Annotated in this window: 19 protein-coding genes; 6 read left to right on the top strand and 13 right to left on the bottom strand. The window is 48.9% G+C overall.

The window, feature by feature from the left end:
• Positions 1 to 5 precede the first annotated feature (5 nt).
• The 3 genes from HHX48_RS16505 to HHX48_RS16495 are packed head-to-tail and all read left to right on the top strand — an operon-like array spanning position 6 to position 3,255.
• A complete protein-coding gene (locus tag HHX48_RS16505; RefSeq protein WP_191026436.1) occupies positions 6 to 1,268 on the top strand; it encodes an NAD(P)/FAD-dependent oxidoreductase in 1,263 nt (420 codons plus the stop codon).
• A complete protein-coding gene (locus tag HHX48_RS16500) occupies positions 1,265 to 1,990 on the top strand; it encodes a DUF1365 domain-containing protein (RefSeq protein WP_191026435.1) in 726 nt (241 codons plus the stop codon). The genes HHX48_RS16505 and HHX48_RS16500 overlap by 4 nt, the downstream gene beginning before the upstream one ends.
• Positions 1,991 to 1,998: 8 nt before the next feature.
• Entirely contained in the window at positions 1,999 to 3,255 is a 1,257-nt protein-coding gene (locus HHX48_RS16495) for an SAM-dependent methyltransferase (protein WP_191026434.1), read from the top strand.
• 104 nt (positions 3,256 to 3,359) lie between these two features.
• On the opposite strand, the gene HHX48_RS16490 is transcribed toward HHX48_RS16495, so the two are convergent.
• The 6 genes from HHX48_RS16490 to pomA form a co-directional block, all read right to left on the bottom strand.
• Positions 3,360 to 5,261 (bottom strand): family 16 glycosylhydrolase, encoded by a 1,902-nt coding sequence (locus tag HHX48_RS16490; RefSeq protein ID WP_191026433.1) that lies wholly within the window; start codon positions 5,259 to 5,261, stop codon positions 3,360 to 3,362.
• 193 nt (positions 5,262 to 5,454) lie between these two features.
• Positions 5,455 to 6,900 (bottom strand): PepSY-associated TM helix domain-containing protein, encoded by a 1,446-nt coding sequence (locus HHX48_RS16485; RefSeq protein ID WP_191026432.1) that lies wholly within the window; start codon positions 6,898 to 6,900, stop codon positions 5,455 to 5,457.
• 12 nt (positions 6,901 to 6,912) lie between these two features.
• On the bottom strand, positions 6,913 to 7,461 hold the full coding sequence (locus HHX48_RS16480) for a hypothetical protein (protein WP_191026431.1): 549 nt from the start codon (positions 7,459 to 7,461) through the stop codon (positions 6,913 to 6,915).
• Positions 7,462 to 7,490: 29 nt separating this feature from the next.
• Positions 7,491 to 9,662, bottom strand: coding sequence for a TonB-dependent receptor (locus tag HHX48_RS16475; protein WP_191026430.1), 2,172 nt, complete (start codon positions 9,660 to 9,662; stop codon positions 7,491 to 7,493).
• A gap of 269 nt (positions 9,663 to 9,931) precedes the next feature.
• Positions 9,932 to 10,864 (bottom strand): flagellar motor protein MotB, encoded by a 933-nt coding sequence (locus HHX48_RS16470; RefSeq protein ID WP_191026429.1) that lies wholly within the window; start codon positions 10,862 to 10,864, stop codon positions 9,932 to 9,934.
• A 5-nt stretch (positions 10,865 to 10,869) separates the two neighbouring features.
• Positions 10,870 to 11,631 (bottom strand): flagellar motor protein PomA, encoded by a 762-nt coding sequence (pomA, locus tag HHX48_RS16465; RefSeq protein WP_191026428.1) that lies wholly within the window; start codon positions 11,629 to 11,631, stop codon positions 10,870 to 10,872.
• Positions 11,632 to 11,932: 301 nt separating this feature from the next.
• Between pomA and xseB the strand changes: the two genes are divergently transcribed.
• From xseB to dxs, 3 genes are read left to right on the top strand one after another with little or no spacing between them, the layout of a single operon-like run.
• Positions 11,933 to 12,172: an exodeoxyribonuclease VII small subunit gene (gene xseB, locus HHX48_RS16460; RefSeq protein WP_317983515.1), complete on the top strand. Its 240-nt coding sequence runs from the start codon at positions 11,933 to 11,935 to the stop codon at positions 12,170 to 12,172.
• A gap of 45 nt (positions 12,173 to 12,217) precedes the next feature.
• Positions 12,218 to 13,105 carry a farnesyl diphosphate synthase gene (locus HHX48_RS16455; protein ID WP_191026426.1) on the top strand — a complete coding sequence of 296 codons (888 nt, stop codon included), beginning with the start codon at positions 12,218 to 12,220 and terminating at the stop codon, positions 13,103 to 13,105.
• A gap of 35 nt (positions 13,106 to 13,140) precedes the next feature.
• Positions 13,141 to 15,006 carry a 1-deoxy-D-xylulose-5-phosphate synthase gene (gene dxs / locus HHX48_RS16450; protein WP_191026425.1) on the top strand — a complete coding sequence of 622 codons (1,866 nt, stop codon included), beginning with the start codon at positions 13,141 to 13,143 and terminating at the stop codon, positions 15,004 to 15,006.
• Between the two features lie 38 nt (positions 15,007 to 15,044).
• On the opposite strand, the gene HHX48_RS16445 is transcribed toward dxs, so the two are convergent.
• From HHX48_RS16445 to ribD, 7 genes are all read right to left on the bottom strand, one after another.
• Positions 15,045 to 15,530 carry a phosphatidylglycerophosphatase A family protein gene (locus tag HHX48_RS16445; RefSeq protein ID WP_191026424.1) on the bottom strand — a complete coding sequence of 162 codons (486 nt, stop codon included), beginning with the start codon at positions 15,528 to 15,530 and terminating at the stop codon, positions 15,045 to 15,047.
• Positions 15,530 to 16,495, bottom strand: coding sequence for a thiamine-phosphate kinase (thiL, locus tag HHX48_RS16440; RefSeq protein ID WP_191026423.1), 966 nt, complete (start codon positions 16,493 to 16,495; stop codon positions 15,530 to 15,532). The genes HHX48_RS16445 and thiL overlap by 1 nt, the downstream gene beginning before the upstream one ends.
• A 58-nt stretch (positions 16,496 to 16,553) precedes the next feature.
• Entirely contained in the window at positions 16,554 to 16,976 is a 423-nt protein-coding gene (nusB, locus tag HHX48_RS16435) for a transcription antitermination factor NusB (RefSeq protein ID WP_191026422.1), read from the bottom strand.
• 9 nt (positions 16,977 to 16,985) lie between these two features.
• Positions 16,986 to 17,459 (bottom strand): 6,7-dimethyl-8-ribityllumazine synthase, encoded by a 474-nt coding sequence (gene ribH, locus HHX48_RS16430; RefSeq protein ID WP_191026421.1) that lies wholly within the window; start codon positions 17,457 to 17,459, stop codon positions 16,986 to 16,988.
• Positions 17,460 to 17,553: 94 nt separating this feature from the next.
• Positions 17,554 to 18,663, bottom strand: coding sequence for a bifunctional 3,4-dihydroxy-2-butanone-4-phosphate synthase/GTP cyclohydrolase II (ribBA, locus tag HHX48_RS16425; protein ID WP_191026420.1), 1,110 nt, complete (start codon positions 18,661 to 18,663; stop codon positions 17,554 to 17,556).
• Between the two features lie 24 nt (positions 18,664 to 18,687).
• Positions 18,688 to 19,350 carry a riboflavin synthase gene (locus HHX48_RS16420; RefSeq protein WP_191026419.1) on the bottom strand — a complete coding sequence of 221 codons (663 nt, stop codon included), beginning with the start codon at positions 19,348 to 19,350 and terminating at the stop codon, positions 18,688 to 18,690.
• 7 nt (positions 19,351 to 19,357) lie between these two features.
• Entirely contained in the window at positions 19,358 to 20,491 is a 1,134-nt protein-coding gene (gene ribD, locus HHX48_RS16415) for a bifunctional diaminohydroxyphosphoribosylaminopyrimidine deaminase/5-amino-6-(5-phosphoribosylamino)uracil reductase RibD (protein ID WP_191026418.1), read from the bottom strand.
• Positions 20,492 to 20,497: the final 6 nt, after the last annotated feature.

Genomic DNA, 20,497 nt, shown 5'->3' with positions numbered 1-20,497 from the left:
AAAGAATGAATCAAAAGGTTGCCATTATCGGAACAGGAATTTCCGGTCTAACCTGTGCCTATCTGCTCCAGCGAAACTATGATATCACCGTGTACGAGGCTAACGACTATATCGGTGGGCATACTGCAACTAAAAATGTCACCGTTGATGAAAAACAATATGCTATTGATACTGGCTTTATTGTGTTTAATGACTGGACCTATCCTAACTTCATAAAGCTAATGGAACGTCTTGGTGTGGAAACGCAGCCAACGGAAATGAGCTTTTCCGTACATGCCCCCAAATCAAACATTGAATATAACGGTAATACACTCAATACCTTGTTTGCCCAGCGACGTAACCTTGTTCGCCCCAGGTTCTGGCGTATTGTTAAAGACATTGTTGCGTTTAACAAAGCCTGTAAAAAGCATCTGAAAGAAGGCAGGGATACTGCAGATAAGACATTGTTCGGCTTTATCACTGAGTTAAAGCTGAGCGATGACTTTGCTAACTTTTACATTCTACCGATGTGTGCAGCCATCTGGTCGGCAAGCCTGGAACAGACACGCGCCTTTCCACTGAAGTTTTTTCTTCAGTTTTTCAATAACCACGGTCTGCTCAATATAACCAACCGGCCTCAGTGGTATACCCTCAGGGGTGGGTCATCATCGTATATAGCGCCGCTGACGAAAGGGTTTAGCGATCATATCAGGCTCTCTTCTGCGGTAAGACGGGTAGAAAGACGCGATCATCGCTGGGCAGTCAAGACGCAGGCTGACGAACGTTATTATGATCAGGTGATATTTGCCTGCCACAGTGACCAGGCGCTGAAAATGCTGGCTCACCCTAGTGCAGCTCATCAGGAGATTCTGGGCAACATTCCTTACGCCAACAATGATGTTGTCTTGCACACCGATACCAGCCAACTGCCCCAGCGAAAACGAGCCTGGGCGAGCTGGAACTACCGGCTAACTGAAAACAAGGATGAAGCGCGGGCACCTGCCACAGTGACCTACGATATGAATATATTGCAACAGCTCGAAAGCGATACTACATTTTGTGTCACATTGAATAATACACCCGCGATACGTTCTGACAAAATTCTGGGCAGATACCAATATGCCCATCCGCAATACAGCCAAAAAATGGTTGATGCACAGCGTCGGCGCGATGAAATATGCGGACAGGATAATCTGCATTTTTGCGGGGCGTACTGGTACAACGGGTTCCATGAAGACGGTGTTAAAAGCGCGTTGGATGTGGCTAAACGGTTCGGTGAATCGCTGTGACGACCAGTGGTATTTACCATGGCACCGTCTACCACGAACGGTTCTCGCCTACGCAGCACCGGTTCAGCTACTCCATCTTTTTATTCTGGCTGAACTTAAATGAGCTGGACCAACTTGATGAAAAGGTTAAACATTTTTCATCAACGCATCGGTCTCTTGTTCAATTTCGTAGATCAGATTACGTTGGTGATAATAGCCAGGATGTTTCTGAAGCAGTGATACAAAAAATTGTATCACTGGGTGGCCCGCAGTTAGACGGAGAAGTTTATTTGCTCGGGCAGTTACGAATGCTCGGCCTGTATTTCAGTCCGGTAAACTTCTACTTTGTCCGTTGCGAAGGTGATAATACCTTTACCCATATGCTGGCAGAGGTTTCTAACACACCCTGGAATGAACGCCATTATTACTGGGTAGATTTAACGACGCAGCAAGACACACAAAAGGCATTTCATGTGTCGCCGTTTAACCCTATGGATATGCAGTACAAATGGCAAATTGAGCAACCTGACAAAACATTCGCTATGCGGATGGATTGTCATCAGACGAAAAAAGATTTCAGTGCCGGACTGGCAATGTCCCGGGTTCCCTTAAACTCGAAGACCCTGCGTCAGGCGCTTTTAAAAACACCAAGTATGACCGTTAAAACGGTGCTTGGGATTTACTGGCAGGCGCTTAAGCTCTGGCTCAAGCGCACGCCTGTTTATTCGCACCCAGATAGTTAGGAAATATTATGTCGCATGGAGAATCTGCAGTAACGATGCTACCAGCAGGGTCGCTGATTGACAGAGCGAGCCGTACCGCATTTCTAAAAGTTATGTCAGCCTTGCCACAGGGGCATATGAAAATTGCTGAACAAGGGCATACTATCGCCCAATTCGGCGACCCCTGGGATGCACTACAAGCCACTATTGATATCCAGTCTATTGAAGCATACCGCCAACTTCTTTTCGGCGGCAGTATTGCTGCTGGTGAGACGTACATGAACGGGCTTTGGGAAACGCCGGACCTTACATCAGTCATTCGGATTTTTGCACGAAACCTGCCCTTTCTGGATGCCTGGGAAAATAAATTTAAATGGCTGACTATGCCGCTGCATAAGGTCCAGCACTTCATGCGCCGCAATCACGCCGCGCAGGCAAAGAAAAACATCGAGGCGCATTACGATTTAGGTAATAAGCTTTACACCCGGTTTCTTGACGAAACCATGATGTATTCTTCGGCAATCTATCCGGACCCGAATACCAGTCTGGCTGATGCCCAACATTACAAATTACGGGCGCTTTGCAATAAGCTGCAGTTAAAAGAGACCGATCACTTATTGGAGATTGGCACTGGCTGGGGCGGTATGGCTGTTTTTGCCGCAAAGCATTATGGTTGTCGCGTGACGACAACGACTATCTCTGAAGAACAATATGCTTATGCCCAGGCCTGGGTAGAACGAGAAGGGCTGACAGATAAGATAACATTGCTGAAAAAAGACTATCGTGAGCTTACGGGGACCTATGACAAGCTCGTCTCTGTGGAGATGATTGAGGCTGTGGGTAAAAAGTACCTTGGCAATTTTTTCAACAAGTGTAGCAGCCTGTTAAAAGAAGACGGAATAATGGCGTTGCAGTCAATCACCATTGATGACAGACGCTTTGACAGCTATGCGGATAGCGTCGATTTTATTCAGAAATACATTTTCCCCGGCGGTTTTTTACCTTCTCAACTGGTGATCAGTGATCATTTGAAACGCTACAGTGATTTGATGGTACGCGATTTACAGGATATCGGCCTGGATTATGCGAAAACACTGGATGATTGGTATGAAGGTTTTATCAGTGCAAAAGAGGCGTTGATGGCGGATGGTTACGATGAGCGATTCGCACGGATGTGGACATACTATCTGAAATACTGCGAGGGTGGTTTTTTAGAACGGGCCATCAGTGCTGTTCAATTAGTAATAACGAAGCCTGGTTGCAAGCTGCCAATTGTGCGTGGGTAGTCTCGTACTCCAATCTATCTTCACAGGTAGTTAATAAAGAAAAGGCTTACCAAAGATTGGTAAGCCTTTTTGTTATGTCATGGGAGACACTTTCAAAGAACCGTTTATTGAGTACACATTCCTGTGCTGTTTGCCGAATCAAATGTCAGGCTACTTTGTACACCGTCGACACAGAAGTTTGCGCTAACGTTACCCGACAGTGCAGTTGATGAAGTGAATACCACGACACCGTTCGCATCTGTTACGCCATTGGCAGACTCGCTCCAGTCGCCGGTAAACTGACCGGTCACTGTAGCACATTCAACTGGCGCACCGGTATTATCCATTACTGTCACCGTTGACTGAGCCTTTTTAAGCCCCTTTCCAGCACTAACGGTAGTCGTGGTGACATCACTTACAACGGCTGTTGTCGCTGTTGTCTCCTGACCGCCGCCATCTGCACCATATATCGCCATGTTGTCCAGATAATAAGTATCGCCATTATTGGAGTTTGGCGCGATGAGAATCACAATTGTATCTACGTCAACGTCTGTAGTACCACCATCTACGCGATCTTCAAGCACAAACTTCAAACGTTGCCATCCTGCCACCGCTTCTGTATGAGCAATAAACTTAGAGTGGCGGCCAGTAGGATAATTATCCGGCGTTGCCTGGCTGCTGTCCTCAAGCTGGATTAAGATCTCCTGCTTAGAGGGCACCGGCATATAAACATCCATATAGAAGGCTTCATTACCAGCGATTAGCGGACCTGCATCGGTGATAACTGATGTGGTGCCGGCAATGACGTCATACAGAGACGCACTGCTTCTGACATATTCCAGTGCAGTTGCTGAGCTATTTACGGCATCTGAGGCAGGGTTAGGTACCTCGTTATACTGCCCTTCCCAACTTGTGATAGTCAGCTCACCATCGGCTTCAAAGTTGTCCAGCACGTGGTCGGTGCTCAGCACTGGCAAAACATGTACGTCCATGGCAACACGACTGGTACCGCAACTATTAGTAATATCGGCTGTCACCGTGCCGCCCTGCTCTGCCCAGTCAACAGTCAGACTATTTGTTGACGAGGTCTGCTGCGTTGGCGCGTTCCAGCTGTAATTGCTACCGGTGCCGGCTTCATCTACGATTTGATAGGTTGCCTGTGAATTAGCATCCACGATGTGCGGGCCTTCAAGTGACGGCTGTCCAAAATCATAAACGCGAACGTAATCCACTTCCATAGTCTGAGGTAGCTGGGTATCGTCGACCACGCCACCGATACTGCCACCAACAGCCATGTTAAGCAGGAAATGATAGTTGTAATTATCGAACGTCCAGAACGCCGGATCGCTCAAATCGTCAGGGGTTTTCACTGAATAAAGGATGTCATCCACATACCAGCGAATTTCATTGGGTTCCCACTCAACAGCGTATTCATGGAATCCGTCAGACCAGCGATCTGGTTGCTTGATAATACGACCACTGGTCCATTCATTATCAGGGTATGCGTTACCGTAGTGGATGGTTCCAAATGCAATCATATCTGCCTGACCGGTGGCCTCGAGAATATCGATTTCACCACTCATTGGCCAGCCTTCGGCGGGTTCTGTTGGCAACATCCAGAATGCAGGCCACATACCTGTTCCGGTGGGAAGTTTGATACTGGCTTCAAAACGGCCATAGGTCCATTCACCACCATTTGGCATATTCGCCGTACGAATACGACCAGAGGTATACTGGCTACCTTTGACGCGTTGTTTTTTAGCCGTAATTGTGAGTTTACCGTCAGCAACTGTCAGGTTTTCTGCCTGGTAGCTCTGCAGTTCATTGTTTCCCCAGCCACAAATTCCGTAGCTACAACCATCTCCCAGCATCACTTCCCATTTACTGGTATCAAGTTCTGTTCCATTGAACTCGTCTTGCCAGACCGGTGTAGGGTTTTGACAGACCGCTGCCATCGCAGCGTGGCTTACTAAACCACCAGACACCATGACTAAAGCTTGCATAGCACGCTTTTGATTCATCAACATAGTCATACCTTTTTTACAGTTGTTGGCGTCCCAGCACTAAAAATAATCGGCCGAACTCGAGGTCAATGTAAGCGCTTCCAACACTAATGTAAACAGCTTGTAATAAAAATTAACTAATAATGTAAGTTTTTCTTAAGCTCTAAAATGTATTCAGAACAGGCGCTGTAAGGGTTTGTAAATAATATTAAATTTTTTACTTAAGATTGGACGTTGCCTGTCTTGAAGCTTTTTTGAACGCGAAATAGCTCAATAAACACACAGCGAGAGAAATGATACCGCTATTTATCGCAATAAAGGCTGGGGACGTATCTTTCCAACCGTGCAAGACAATACTTGTTAATGCTAAAGCAAGAAGCAGTAATGCGGTCATGATGCGTAACTGCTGACTAACCCTATGTGGATCCCGCTTATATACTGCATAACTGCAGCTCATTACAAATGCGCCCCAGAACAAGGGCACTATCATTGACGGAATAGCAAAACCAGCCAGAGCCGCTGACAGAAAGGAAGCCGGCGTACCCCACACAACGGCCGCCCAGTAGTCGTTGAGCGCATCGGTAATTTGTCTTTTCTTAAACCACAAATTAATACCGCTGACACAAATCACCGTAAGAGCCATTCCCAACACAAGGTAACTCAGTAGGATCCAGACACTACCAAAATGGCCGAAGTGCAAACGGTATACTGAAAAAATGGCTTCCTGCCCTGCATGACCTTGTGCAAAGCCGACGGCATCCAGATAGTTACCCATCGCATCAAACCGGTACTGTTCTGAATAAATAAACATGTCGGTGTGCTGTGCACCCAGTAATAAAAACTCGTCATCTTCGCCGGGCCGCTCGAAGGTAATAAACAGCGGTCGGGCGTCAGGAGCAACAGTGTCTAAAGAAGCCAGAGCATGCCCCAGATCCATCTTGCCATAATAGGCAGGTGCATCAGGGACTTCACCAAACACCTCGCCGAACAACGCCCCTTTATCGCCCTCATACATTGCTTCAGCATATAAAGTGTTGAGCGGCCCACCCAAACCGAAATAAGCCCCGGTAAGCGCGATCATCAGATGAAATGGCAATCCCCAAACACTTAGACGATTATGCAAATCGGCCTGCTTAAGCGAGCTGTCTGCTCCCCCGCGAAATGTAAACGCATCTTTGAAAATACGTCTGTGTGCGACAACCCCGCTTACAATCAATACCGTCAGCAATGCACCCAGTATGCTGACAAATAACTCTCCGAAGGTGTGCGGCAAATGCAGCTGTGCATGAAACTCGGCAATAAAATCTGTAATTGGATGAGATTTTGTCTGGCTGAGAGTACCCGCATCATCAATGTACCAGGCATTGCCGTTTGCTGACAAAAAGGCCCGGGGCATGTCCGGTGTAGGCAAACGCATGGTGACCAGTGTGGAGATGTCGCCCTGCTCCTGTAACATCTGACGATAAGCGCGTTGTAACGCTGCCGGGCTGTACTCAAGTGTTTCTGCTACATTCGGCTGCTCCCACCGAACAAGCTCGTTGCCTAATACCGCAACAGTGCCGGACAAACATACCCAGTACAGCAACACGCCCACAGCAAGACCCAGCCAGCTATGTCCCTGAAGAGCCCGTTTACTTAATTTCCGTGAGATACCAAAAGCCAAATCAGTTCCTTGTTACGCGTAGACAGAGAACGCTGAACACGCAGCAAGTAAGCTTCCACACAGGTACAGGCGCATGCGATTAGTCTCAGCCATATACCATAGCGCTAATCCGGCCCAAATCAGCGGCATCGTGAAGATGCCCAGCGCAAGATTGTTCACGCGTTCAAACGGTAGCAAATGTGTGATTCCCACGGTTACGAATGCGGCAAGTGTGCCACACACCGGTATAAGTGCAATGGCGGTCAGGAGCTGTGGGATAAGACCTTGTGCTGCAGCGCGCCAGTTCAGCGCCTTTCGATGCTTCGCGCGCTCACGACCAGTGTGACGCTGTGTTCGTGCTCTGACAATAAGTAACCAGGCTGAAAAGCAAACTGTAATAATGGCAAACGCAACCGCGAATCTTATCCCGGATTCAAGACCTGACACGTAGATGCTGACAGGTATCAGCAGCCAGCCTGCAAAGGTAAAACCCTGACTCGCTTTACTTTTGTTTGCGCCTTCAGCCAGCCATCCACGATACAGACAAATTGTCGCAATGTTTGTCAGTAAAATGCCTGCCATGGTAAAAATCATCTGTTGTTCGCCGTCTGTCAGAATGCAAATGAGGCCGTGAGTTTAGCGGTCCGTGGCTCGCTAAGCACAAGATAATTTGCACCCGGGAAGCCGCCCACAGAAGCCCAATAATTATTATCAAACACATTTTCCAGACGAGCCTGCAAGGTCAGATCTGTGTTGCCCAGCATCATTGAGTAACGTGCACCAATGTCCACTCTGTGACTACTGTCGACTTCGTAGATATTGGCGGCATCGGCGTATTGCTCACTGGTATAAATGCCGCGTGTATCCAGCGTCAGGCCTGGTGCGGCGGCAACATCCCACTCCACATTGATATTGGCCTGAAAATCGGGTATCCCCACTACATCTTTTCCTTCGTTAAGACCATCCTGAGTGTTCGTCTGTTCCGCCTGAACCAGCGTTAATCCCCCCAGCAGTTTCACATCAGGATGTGGCAGCCCGAATACCGATATCTCTACGCCGCGATTACGTTGCTCGCCATCACTACTAAATATATTCTCATTTACAATGGCACTTGGTTTTTCGGTGGAATAGACACTGATAACTCCACCGATTTTACCTACATCAACTTTTACACCGGCTTCAAACTGCTGAGAGCGGAAAGGATCAAGCACTTCACCGGCGTTGTTGACCGGCTGACCACCTGATTGTGAAGGTGCAACCTCGCCGGGAACTAATCCTTCACTGTAATTGGCATAAAGGGAAATTGTTTCACGCGGCTTATAAACCACGCCCGCCACAGGGGTGACTCTTGATTCATCATACCTGGACAGTACCTCGCCGGTGTTATAGTCGAAACTCGACGTTTCGATGGCCTGAAAACGCGCGCCCAGCGTTACCATGACACTGTCATTAAAGAAAGACATCATATCCGCCAGGGCCACACTTTCATTTTCATTGGTCAGGGTAACCAGCGGCTGTGAAAGGTTACCGCCTGTGAAGAAATCGGCACTCGGCTGCATAGCCGGCACTGGGTTATACAGATTACCGACAAATCCACTGAAATCAGAAAAAGCATACGCATTTTTTGAATCCATTGAAAACGATGACGCAGACACAATCAGGTTATGTGCTACGCCGGCAATTGAGAAGCGACTGCGGATTCCGGCCTCATAGGAGCGGACATTATCTTCTCTGGTGTTATCAAAGCGATAAGCACTGAAATCTCCGTCGGCAGATGCCGTGGGGTTGGCCAGCACGTTTTCTTCCTCGCCACTTCTGAATCCCATTGCCAGCCACGTCGAGGTATTTTCAAGTACATCGTATTCGGCGCGAACAGCACCAAAAAGCTGCTCTTCACTGGTGAACGTCCATGGCTGCGCAAAGTTATTATCTGCCTCTGGCGCGGAGGGAATAGCCCCAAATGGCGTTACGCTGGGACGCGGGGCGTCGACGTCATGCTCCTGAAATCCAAGATCGGCAGACAAACGAAGTGCATCACTCTGATAATCCACGCCAAATGAAGCGACAGATACCTCGCGGTCCTGTTCATCAACAGCAGTCTCACCATCACGTTTTACCAGATTCACCCGAATACCGGTATTTTCGTTCTCATCACCATAGCGCCGGCCAACATCAGCTGCAATATAGGTGTGCCCCTGCCCCTCGACACCTACCCGGATTCGATTCAAAGCAGTTTCTGGTGCTCGTTTGGGTACTACGTTGACCAGGCCACCCAGGCCACTGCCTCCGGGCGCCGCGCCATTTAAAAATGTACTGGCTCCGCGAAATACCTCAACACGCTCCAGTAACTCAGCGGCCACGTACTGACGCGGTAAAATGCCATACAGACCGTTATAGGTCATATCATCCGAGTAAACCGGGAAACCACGAATAATATAGACTTCCTGAAAGTTACCAAAGCCACGTGCTACCCGCACTACAGGATCATTTTGCAGAACATCGGCGATACTTTTCGATTGCTGATTTCGCACAATTTCATCTGTGAAATTCGTAGCCATAAATGGCGAATCCATAAAATCAAGATTGCCCAGGATACCGGCACGCCCGCCACGGGCAACCTGCCCCCCAGGGTACTCACCATTTAATGTGACCTGTGAGCCCTGCACTTCAATGCGCTCAATATTGTTGTTCTGTGAAGGGTCCGAAGCGGTTTGCTGAGCCACCGTCGGCATGGATAAGACAGCACACACTGAGGCGCTTAGAAGGGCACGTCTGAAAGTCATAGAAAATTCTGTAAGCAAGAATGATTAATACTGCCGCGCATGATAATCATTCTTATTTACATTTTCAATGTTTTCACTTGCTGGTACGACGATTGTGCGACGAAACGTCTAAATAGGCAGGTAATGTCAGCAAGCATAGAAAATAAGACGGGCGCTTTTGTTGATCAGATGTCGCATCAGGCCTTCGCATGAAGCTAAGCGTTCTGCTTGTTATACCACTATCAGGGTGAGAGGGTCAGCTAAATAGCAGGCCCCCTGCCACTGCGTCTCTAGTCATCAAGTACCGAGATAGGTTTGGAGACCATCGGTTTGCCCTGATTAATATTAATTTCAACACGGCGGTTTTTGGCACGCTCCTCCTGCGTGGCAGGCTTTTCTACCACTGGCTGGGTATCTGCTTTACCCACCACTTTCATTCTGCGTTCGTCAAAGCCATCTGCCAGCCTGACCTCTTCAGCCACAGCAACAGCGCGCTGTGCAGATAAATCCCAGTTGGAACGATAAAGCTCATTGGCAATATGCTGGCCGTCGCTGTGTCCGGAAATTTCTATTTCTCCGGGCATGTCGGCCAACAACCGCCCTACTTTTCGCAGAATGGGTTTAAACTGCGGCTGTAAAAATGCAGATCCGGCGGAAAACGAGCCATTTTCCCGAATACGGATGGTAAGTTGCTGACCCAGGCTCTCCAACTCAATAGAGCCATCGAGTATTTCTTTTTGCAGCTGTTCGGCCACCTTCTTCATCATTTCATTCACTTCATCCTTTTCCGCGCTTTGCTGGGCAGATGAAGATTGCTCTGTCGAGGTTGTCTGTGCCTGACCGCCGCGCTGTTCGCCACGTTGCTTCTGACGTCCGCCCGCAGAGTCCTCATTACCCGCCTGAAACTCAAGCATTTGCTGCGTGACTTCAATCGTCTGCTGCTGGATGGTTTCAATCGGTGTCGGATCAGGTTTACCGGGACGAAATTCCATGGCAATTACAGACGTACCTTTAGGAATATCTTTGACTTCAATTTTATTTTGCACGCCGAATGCAAACTTCATTGAGCCGGCAATTTGCTTGAACTTAAGCACGTCCATTTCTGAAAAGGCCAGCAGCAATACGAAAAAGCACATTAACAGCGACATCAGGTCAGCAAACGTTCCCATCCAGGCGGGGAGCCCTTCAGGAGGGCATTTAGGACATTCTTCTTCCTGCGCCATGAGTCTTACTCCTCGTCCGCTGCGCCGCGCTTACTTGAGGCCAGGTAGTTTTTAAGAATACCTTCTATTACCCGCGGGTTCTGGCCATCTGCAATACCGACAATACCATCGAGAATAAGCTTCTGATTCAGCTTTTCTTCCTCTACGCGGTTTTTCAATTTTGAGGCGATGGGCAAACAGATAACATTGGCTAAAAATGCACCGTAGAGAGTGGTCAGCAATGCCACTGCCATAGCCGGGCCAATGGCTTTGGGATCATCCATATTGGAAAGCATGGCAACCAGACCGATAAGCGTACCGATCATGCCCATGGCCGGGGCCACGTCTCCCATCCCTTTGAAAATCGAGACCCCGAATTCGTGCCGCTCAGTGGTCATGGAAATGTCTTTGATCAGCGTTTCACGCACCACTTCGATGTCGTGGCCATCCACCAGCATATCCACGCCTTTTTGCATAAACGAATTACCTATCTCAGCTTCTTCCAGCGCAAGAAATCCGCCCTTACGCGCCGAGTCGGCCATCTCAACAATCTTCTCAATCAGCTCGTCCGGCGTATCGATTTTAAACATAAAGGCTTTACCGGCAATTTTCCCTGCACCAAAAAACTGCCCCAGTGTAAATTGAGAAAGCACTACAAACAGTGTTCCTCCAAATACAATCAGCACCGAGGGGACATCGATGAAGATCACCAAATCGCCCCCGAGAATCATGGCCATGACTATAAAACCAATACCACCCAACATGCCTATGACGGTTGCTAAATCCACTCGTTAATCCTCACTATATGAATACGTTGTTTGCGACGGGATTATGATTTCTAATATGCTTATAAATTAGCTGCTTACAAAGCCGCAAAAATAGTGTCATGTATACTATCGGCATTGCGTGAAAATTCTATAACCAAATTCCACTAATTGCTGTTTGATTTGTGTAACTCACGTATCTAATGACAAACTTTTATCAGCACACCGCCCTCGTATACTGCGTGTCGCACAGCTGGACAAACCATTTGACCGCCACCCCCCTGTCGGTTAATGTGCGCGTATTCATCCAACCATGGAAATAGCTGTGACTGAGACTGATAAATCCCCTTCATTTGAAGAAAGCCTGACTGAATTAGAGGCAATCGTCACGCAGATGGAAAATGGCGACCTGCCGCTTAACGAAGCGTTGGAAAAGTTTGAGCGTGGGATTAAGTTATCCCGTGCCAGCCAGCAAGCGCTGGAGCAGGCCGAACAAAAAGTGAAAATACTGTTGTCTGAGCAAGGTCAGGACACGTTATCAGAACTCACTGACGATAACGAATAGCCCTTCAGATTATCCCGCATATTACGCACCTTTACAGGCAAGATTATGAATTTTGATGCGCTTCGTCAGCAAATAAAAAAGCAAACCGACGAGAGCCTTTTAACACTTATTGAGTCACTGCCCGATCATGCTCCCCGTTTAAAAGCGGCAATGCAACATGCGTTGCTGGTAGGCGGAAAAAGAATGCGACCGGTGCTGACGCATCTGATAGGCAACGCGCTGGATGTGCCTAAGCAGGACCAGAATGTGATCAGTATGGCAATAGAATGCATTCATGCCTATTCTCTGGTTCATGATGATCTGCCGGCAATGGATGACGATGCGCTCCGCCGGGGCCAGCCGACCTGCCATGTTAAATTTGATGAGGCAACAGCAATTTTAGCGGGCGATGCCTTGCAAACGCTGGCGTTCTCGATTTTAACGGAGCAACCGGTATCCGAGCAATCAGCCCCGCACAGAGCAAAACTGGTCAGTATCCTTGCGACAGCGTCTGGCTATCAAGGCATGTGCGGTGGACAAGCGATTGATCTGGCTACCACCGGAAACAGTATCGACGTCGACGCCCTGACCCGTCTGCATCAGTTAAAAACAGGGGCTTTACTGAGCGCGTGTGCGCAAATGATCACTCAGGTTGCTGATATCAGCGAGTCAGACAGGCAACACTTCATTACATTTTCACGTATTATCGGTTTGGCCTTCCAGGTTCAGGACGATATTCTTGATGTCGAAGGTGATGCTCAGATGCTGGGCAAACCGCAGGGCTCAGACCAGGCGCTAGGAAAAAATACGTTTCCGGCATTGCTTGGCATGGAGCAGGCAAAACAGGTTCTGAATGATTTGCATGCTGAGGCGCTTCAAGCGCTGGCCAGTTTGCCCTACAATACCGAATACCTGACAGCATTTACCGATTTAATGGTAAATCGTAACCATTAATCAATGCTGCTATGCAAAAGACAGAATAATAACCAATGAGTTTAGATTTAACCCATTATCCAACACTGGCAAAAGCCCAGACGCCTGAGCAATTACGCACATTGCCTCAGGATAAGCTTAAGACACTGTCTGATGAGCTCAGACAGTATTTGCTGACCTGCGTCAGTCAGAGCAGCGGCCACTTTGCTTCAGGCCTTGGTACTGTTGAGCTGACCGTCGCCCTGCATTACGTCTACAATACCCCGTTTGATCGATTGATCTGGGATGTTGGCCATCAGGCCTACCCCCACAAGATTGTCACCGGGCGTGCTGGTCGCATGTCAACCATTCGCCAAAAAGGCGGACTTCACCCTTTCCCCTGGCCGGGTGAAAGCGACTATGACACCTTCGCAGTTGGCCACTCCTCGACCTCCATCAGTGCCGGTTTGGGTATGGCTGTTGCCGCAGAAAAAGAAGGCAAAGGCCGAAAAGTCGTTTCGGTCATCGGCGATGGCGCGATGACCGCCGGTATGGCGTTTGAGGCGATGAATCACGCCGGTGATATCAACAAGGATATGGTAGTTGTACTGAACGACAATGAGATGTCGATTTCAGAAAATGTCGGTGCACTGAATTCGCATCTGGCGCGATTACTGACGGGTAATTTCTTTAATAAAATTCGTGATGGCGGGAAGAAACTGTTAAGTAACGTTCCGCCTATTAAAGAGTTTGCCAGTCGTGCAGAAGAGCATCTGAAGGGCATGGTTGTACCCGGAACCATTTTTGAAGAGCTTGGTTTTAATTATATCGGGCCGATTGATGGCCACGATGTCAATACCGTGGTGGATGCCTTACGTAATATGCGTAACTTTAAAGGCCCGCAACTGCTTCATGTCGTTACCCGAAAAGGTAAAGGCTACCCGCAGGCTGAAAAGGACCCTATCAAGTTTCACGCGGTGCCTAAGTTCAACCCGGCCGACAACGCCCTTCCTACTGCCAAGCCTAGTGCACCAAGTTTCTCAGCCGTCTTCGGACAATGGCTTTGCGACATGGCAGCCAAGGATCCCAAGCTGATGGCAATTACACCGGCTATGCGTGAGGGTTCCGGTATGGTCACGTTTTCTCAGCAGTATCCTGATCAGTACAGCGATGTCGCTATCGCTGAGCAGCATAGTGTGACATATGCCGCGGGCCTGGCCAAAGAGGGGATGAACCCGGTTGTCGCTATTTATTCGACATTTTTGCAGCGCGCTTATGACCAATTGATCCACGATGTGGCGCTTCAGGAGTTGCCGGTTCTCTTTGCTATTGATCGTGCCGGAATTGTCGGGGCTGACGGACAAACACATCAGGGCGCATTTGATTTAGCGTTCTTACGCTGTATTCCCAACATGATCATTATGGCGCCTTCAGATGAGAATGAATGTCGTCAAATGTTGTATACCGGTCATCTGGCTAAGTTACCAGCAGCGGTGCGCTACCCGCGTGGTGCTGGTAAAGGCGTCACTCCTGAGTCATCGATGCAGGCACTGCCTATCGGAGAAGGCCGCAAAGTACGAAAAGGAAAACGCGTCGCTATCCTGAACTTTGGTACCCTGATGCCATTTGCTGAGCAGGCTGCTGAGGCTCTGGATGCGTCGCTGGCTGACATGCGCTTTGTAAAGCCACTTGATGTAGCGCTTATCCGTGAACTTGCTGATGAGCACGAATTACTGGTCACGCTGGAAGATGGCTGTATTGCAGGCGGCGCCGGTGCCGGTGTGGTTGAGTTCTTACAGCAGGACAAACGTCTGGTTCACACCCTTCTGCTTGGTTTGCCCGATAAATTCATCGAGCAAGGCACCCAGCAAGAGATGTATACCGAGCTCGGTCTTGATGCACAAGGCATTATCCGGCAAGTTAACGCCTTTCTGGAAAGTTAAAAAAACCGGCGTTACGCCGGTTTTTTTATCCCATCACTTTAGAATGGCCAGAGAAGCAAAATAGCGTGTAACGACATGCAAGCCATTAATCCGGCCAGAACATCATCCAGCATAATACCTGCGCCACCGTGCATGCGTTTATCTACCACAATAATTGGCCAGGGTTTTAAAATATCAAATAGCCTGAAAAGAACGAATCCGGCCACCAGGTGTAATGGCGTAAGCGGTATAAATAAAAAGGTGCAGAACATGCCGGCAATTTCGTCCCACACGATAGAGCCATGATCATGCACCTGCATATCATCAGCGGTTCGGCCGCAAAAATACACGCCGATAAACGCAAAAAGCAATGTCAGGCTGATAAACATCCATGAGGGGGCTGATATTGTGGCGGCAAGTAAAGGTAAGGCGGCTGCGGAGCCAAAGGTACCGGGCATAACCGGAATGAGACCGCTACCGAACCCGAGCGCACAAAAATGCACCGGGTTTTTCATCGACACGCGCTCGCGATACTGGCGCTGCATTACAACTGATGCTCAAAGCCGGTCACTTCCGGCATGGGATATTTATCTTTATGATCTTTAAGATCGATTTTATTCTCCTGACCGGTTATCTGTCCGACACACGTGATTTTGATACCCGTACTGGCCAGCGCAGTCTCCAGGTTACCTCGCTGTTCTTCATTGACCGTAAAAATCAGCTCGTAGTCATCACCGCCTGTCAGCGCATAATCAATCGCTTGTTGCAGAGCCACCGTATCACGCAACTGACTTGAGACAGGTAATTTATCCACCTGAACGACAGCACCACAGCCAGAGGCTCTCAGGATATGTTTAAGGTCAGATAAGAAACCATCTGATACATCAATGCAGGAACTGGCCACACGTCGCAACGAGGTACCTGCTGCTACACGCGGTGTGGGGAAAAGATGGCGATTCACCAGATACTCTTTTACCCCATCGCCGGCATCAAGTTTATGAGTGAGAATATCCAGACCGGCAGCCGCATCGCCCAGGTGACCGGTCACATAAATCCAGTCGCCGGGTTTTGCTGTCGACCGCTTTAACGCGTTGTCGGGCGGGATGAACCCCTGCGCTGTGATGGTCATGGAGAGTGGCCCACGAACAGTATCGCCGCCAATCAACTGTACGGAATAATAGCGCGTTAGCTCATACATGCCATCGGCAAAATCCACCATCCAGGCTTCATCTACATCAGATATTGAAAGAGAAAGGCTTATCCAGGCAGGCTCAGCGCCCATCGCAGCAAGGTCACTAAGATTAACCGCAACCGCTTTATAAGCCACAGATTTAGCCGGCGCATCCTTTAAAAAATGCACCCCTGCGACCAGTGTGTCAGTAGTAATTGCTAACTGCTGATGAGACGCGACGGTGGTAACCGCACAATCATCGCCAATACCGACCACGACATCTTTACGTTGGTAGCCGCCATCTACAAAATAACGGCCGATTAAATCAAATTCTTTCACAATATTCTTATGCGTGCAGACTGGAATGTAACACTACGACGGGCGCTCGAGCGCCAGATCATTTACGCTCGTCTTCGCGCAACTTTCTGACCGCTTTATCTAATGCACCATTAATAAATTTGTGGCTGTCTTCTGCACCAAATATTTTGGCCAGCTCGATCGCCTCGTTGATAATGACCCGATATGGCACATCAATTCGCTCCACCAACTCAAAGGTAGCAACTCGCAAAATGGCTTTTTCGATAGGATCGAGTTCTTCAGGTAAACGTCCCAGGTAAGGTTTGATAATTCCGTCAAGGCGTTCAGCGTCCTGCGACACACCACGAAGAATGGCCTGAAAGTACACCATATCTACCTGATGCATGTTGTTACTGGTCGCCAGTGCAAGCTCTACCTGAGCGATGTCGTTTTTGCTCATCTGCCAGGAGTAAATCCCCTGAACCGCGAGTTCGCGTGCTTTACGTCTTGCTGAAACTTTCACAATTAATCCTTACAGACTGTCCAAAGCGTTAACGACATTAACCATTTCAAGTGCACCCAAAGCTGCTTCTGCACCTTTGTTTCCGGCCTTTGTGCCTGAACGTTCAATCGCCTGCTCAATCGAGTCAGTGGTGATAACGCCAAAAGATACCGGAATACCAAATTCAAGAGATACCTGAGCAAGGCCTTTATTGCATTCACCAGCAACAAAGTCGAAGTGCGGTGTACCACCACGAATCACCGCGCCTAACGCGATAATGGCATCAAATTGACCTTTTTCAGCAATTTTCTTCGCTGCAACAGGCAGTTCATACGCACCCGGTACACGCACAAGTGTAATATCATTATCACTCACTTCACCATGACGCTCCAGCGTGTCAAGCGCACCTTCAAGAAGACTTTCAACAACAAAACTATTGAAACGCGACACGATAATGGCAAATTTTTTACCGGTTGCTCTGATATTACCTTCGATTACCTGCATGGCAGTTTACCCTTGCTAAAAAACGGCGCGCAGTATAGCACAACTGCGCATAAACAAAATGGAATGATTTTTTTGCTGACTCGCTCAGCAGCTCTTATTCGTCGTCGGGGTGAATATATTCCACCACTTCAAGACCATAACCTGACAGCGCATGATACTTAATTGGCTTGCTGAGCAAACGCATTTTCTCCACACCCAGTGATGCCAGAATCTGACTGCCCACACCGATGGTTCTGGATGAGCCTTCCCAGGTCTTTCCGGCCGGTTGCTCGCCTCTGTCTTCTGCAGCAAAGCGCTGAACCTGACTGACCAAATCCTCTTCTTTGCCAAGCACGACCAATACTCCACCCTCTCGGGCAATCTGGCGCATACCTTCAGGCAGCGTCAGGGACCGGTTGATAGAACGGGTCGAGCCAAGCAAATCGCTCAGCGTATTATGCAAATGCACCCTTACCAGAGTAGGATTTTCAGCTGTTATCTCGCCTTTTTTCAAAGCAAAGTGGACCTGATTATCAATAATATCTTTATAGGTATGTAGTTCAAACTCGCCATATTCGGTAGGCAAGTTGCACTGGGCGACCTTTTCGATGGTCGTTTCATTCAGATTACGATACTCAATCAAATCGGCGATGGTGCCAATTTTTAAATCATGCTTTTGGGCAAACTTTTCCAACTGGGGACGACGCGCCATGGTGCCGTCTTCATTAAGAATTTCAACAATTACCGCTGCAGGTTCACAGCCGGCAAGACGGGCCAGGTCCACACCAGCCTCAGTATGTCCGGCCCGATTCAATACTCCACCTTCTTTGGCTATCAGCGGGAAAATGTGCCCCGGCTGCACAATGTCCTGTGCACTGGCATCGCGATGCACCGCGGCACGCACTGTGGTCGCCCGATCAGCCGCAGAAATGCCAGTGGTGACACCACGGGCCGCTTCAATGGAGACGGTGAAGTTAGTGGTAAACTGCGCCCCGTTTTTATCGACCATTAGCGGTAAGTTCAGGCGCTTACAACGATCTGCGGTCATCGGCAGGCAAACCAGCCCGCGGGCGTGCGTTACCATGAAATTAATTGCTTCTGGTGTAACATGCTCTGCAGCCATGATGATATCGCCTTCATTTTCGCGATCTTCATCATCCATCAGGATAACCATTTTACCCTGTCTGATATCTTCAATGATATCTTCTGTTTTATTCAGTGCCATAACCTTCGCTTTTTGTAGGGTCTGTTATTTTTTCAGAAATCCGTTTTCAGCCAAAAACGCCATATCGATTTTAGAGCGGGAGGGCTCAGCGGCTTTATCGCCAAGCATTAGCCGCTCTATATAGCGGGCCACCACATCAACTTCCAGATTGACCCGGGTGCCTGACCGGTACTGACCAATGACGGTTTCCTGTAATGTGTGCGGTATGATCCACAGCATGAATTTTGCGCCGTCAACCTCATTGACTGTCAGGCTAACGCCATCCACAGTAATGCTGCCTTTATGCGCAATATATCTGGCGAGATCAATGGGGGCTTCCACCCAGATTTCAACATACTTGCCATGATCGGTGATGCTGGCAATGGTGCCTACCCCATCCACGTGTCCTGACACAATATGCCCGCCGAACCTGTCTGTCGGACGCATCGCCTTTTCCAAATTGACGCGCGAGCCACTGTTGTAGTGCGCAAATCCGGTATATTTTATCGTTTCTGCAGATACATCGGCGCTGTAGAAGTCACTGCCGAATTCAACAACGGTCAGGCAAACCCCGTTTGTGGCAATACTGTCACCTAATGCCACATCCGACATATCAAGTTCGCCGGTAGACACGGTCAGCCGGATATCATTTCCGCGGCGGTCAAGCCGGCTGATAGTTCCCAATGCCGCTACAATTCCTGTAAACATACTGTTCTCAACTTTTCTCGCTCGGTGCTACACGAAATACCAGTTTCAGGTCATCTCCCACCTGAGTCTGTTGATGTAACGTTAAATTCACTACCTGATCCAGTGAGGCAAAATCAGGCATCCTGACCATGCTACGAGCCTTATCGCCCAAAATCTTGGGAGCCTGATAGATGATTAACTCGTCGACTTCCCCCGCTTCAAGCAACGCGCCGGCCAACCCGGGACCTGCCTCAACAAATAGTCGGTTTATATTTTTCTTAGCCAGTGTCTGCAACACGTCACTCAGGTTAATTTTCTTGTCGGTCACGGCAAACGGCAAATCATCGGCAGAGGGAGTCTGCTCATCGCTGACAACGCGCCAGGTGGGAAACCCATCAGTAAAAAGCTGCAGGTTGTCCGGTAATGTTTTGTCTCTGTCGATAACCACGCGAACAGGCTGGCGTATTCTTTTGAGCGGATAGGACGCCAGCGCCGCCTGCGCCGGACGTACCAGCAGACTCGGATCATCCGCGATGGCGGTCCCGCTGCCAGTCATAACGGCGCAACTTAACGCGCGATACCGTTGTACATCTCTGCGTGCATCTGCACCTGTGATCCACTGACTCTGGCCGTTAGATAACGCTATCTTACCATCCAGGCTAATCGCCAGCTTGAGACTTACCCAGGGTTTGCCAGTTACCATTCGCTTGATGAACCCGGTGTTAAGCGCTGCAGCCTGTGCTGCCATGACGCCGCTGCTCACCTGTATCCCCGCATTTTGCAGCATAGCAATGCCCCGCCCACTAACTTTGGGGTTGGGATCCGTCATCGCTACCACTACTCTGGCGACCTGCGCCTTAACAAGCGCTTTTGCACACGGTGGCGTGCGACCATAATGACTGCAAGGCTCAAGTGTTACATACGCCGTAGCACCTTGTGCCTGTTCACCGGCCTCTTCAAGTGCGTGAACTTCTGCATGAGGCGATCCGGCTTTTAGATGATAGCCTTGACCCACTTGCTGATTATTGCGATTGACAATGATGCAACCCACATTGGGGTTGGGAGAGGTTGTGTAGCGGCCTTTTTCAGCCAGACGAAGTGCCTTCGCCATCCAGAAATAATCATTTTCTATTGACTCGGATGGTTCAGAAGATGTGGTCATTAATCA

Origin of the sequence: Salinimonas profundi, from assembly GCF_014750655.1 — a bacterium.
Classification (GTDB): Bacteria; Pseudomonadota; Gammaproteobacteria; order Enterobacterales; family Alteromonadaceae; genus Alteromonas; species Alteromonas profundi_A.
The sequence above is the reverse complement of the archived record's forward strand: the minus strand, read 5'-3'. Positions and strand labels throughout refer to the sequence as shown.

What these genes read in the sequence shown, in the direction of transcription:
- HHX48_RS16505 (WP_191026436.1), top strand. Translation starts at nt 6, where the DNA reads ATGAATCAAAAGGTTGCCATTATCGGAACAGGAATTTCCGGTCTAACC.
- HHX48_RS16495 (WP_191026434.1), top strand. Translation starts at nt 1,999, where the DNA reads ATGTCGCATGGAGAATCTGCAGTAACGATGCTACCAGCAGGGTCGCTG.
- HHX48_RS16490 (WP_191026433.1), bottom strand. Translation starts at nt 5,261, where the DNA reads ATGTTGATGAATCAAAAGCGTGCTATGCAAGCTTTAGTCATGGTGTCT.
- HHX48_RS16480 (WP_191026431.1), bottom strand. Translation starts at nt 7,461, where the DNA reads ATGGCAGGCATTTTACTGACAAACATTGCGACAATTTGTCTGTATCGT.
- HHX48_RS16475 (WP_191026430.1), bottom strand. Translation starts at nt 9,662, where the DNA reads ATGACTTTCAGACGTGCCCTTCTAAGCGCCTCAGTGTGTGCTGTCTTA.
- HHX48_RS16470 (WP_191026429.1), bottom strand. Translation starts at nt 10,864, where the DNA reads ATGGCGCAGGAAGAAGAATGTCCTAAATGCCCTCCTGAAGGGCTCCCC.
- HHX48_RS16455 (WP_191026426.1), top strand. Translation starts at nt 12,218, where the DNA reads ATGAATTTTGATGCGCTTCGTCAGCAAATAAAAAAGCAAACCGACGAG.
- dxs (WP_191026425.1), top strand. Translation starts at nt 13,141, where the DNA reads ATGAGTTTAGATTTAACCCATTATCCAACACTGGCAAAAGCCCAGACG.
- HHX48_RS16445 (WP_191026424.1), bottom strand. Translation starts at nt 15,530, where the DNA reads ATGCAGCGCCAGTATCGCGAGCGCGTGTCGATGAAAAACCCGGTGCAT.
- ribH (WP_191026421.1), bottom strand. Translation starts at nt 17,459, where the DNA reads ATGCAGGTAATCGAAGGTAATATCAGAGCAACCGGTAAAAAATTTGCC.
- ribBA (WP_191026420.1), bottom strand. Translation starts at nt 18,663, where the DNA reads ATGGCACTGAATAAAACAGAAGATATCATTGAAGATATCAGACAGGGT.
- HHX48_RS16420 (WP_191026419.1), bottom strand. Translation starts at nt 19,350, where the DNA reads ATGTTTACAGGAATTGTAGCGGCATTGGGAACTATCAGCCGGCTTGAC.
- ribD (WP_191026418.1), bottom strand. Translation starts at nt 20,491, where the DNA reads ATGACCACATCTTCTGAACCATCCGAGTCAATAGAAAATGATTATTTC.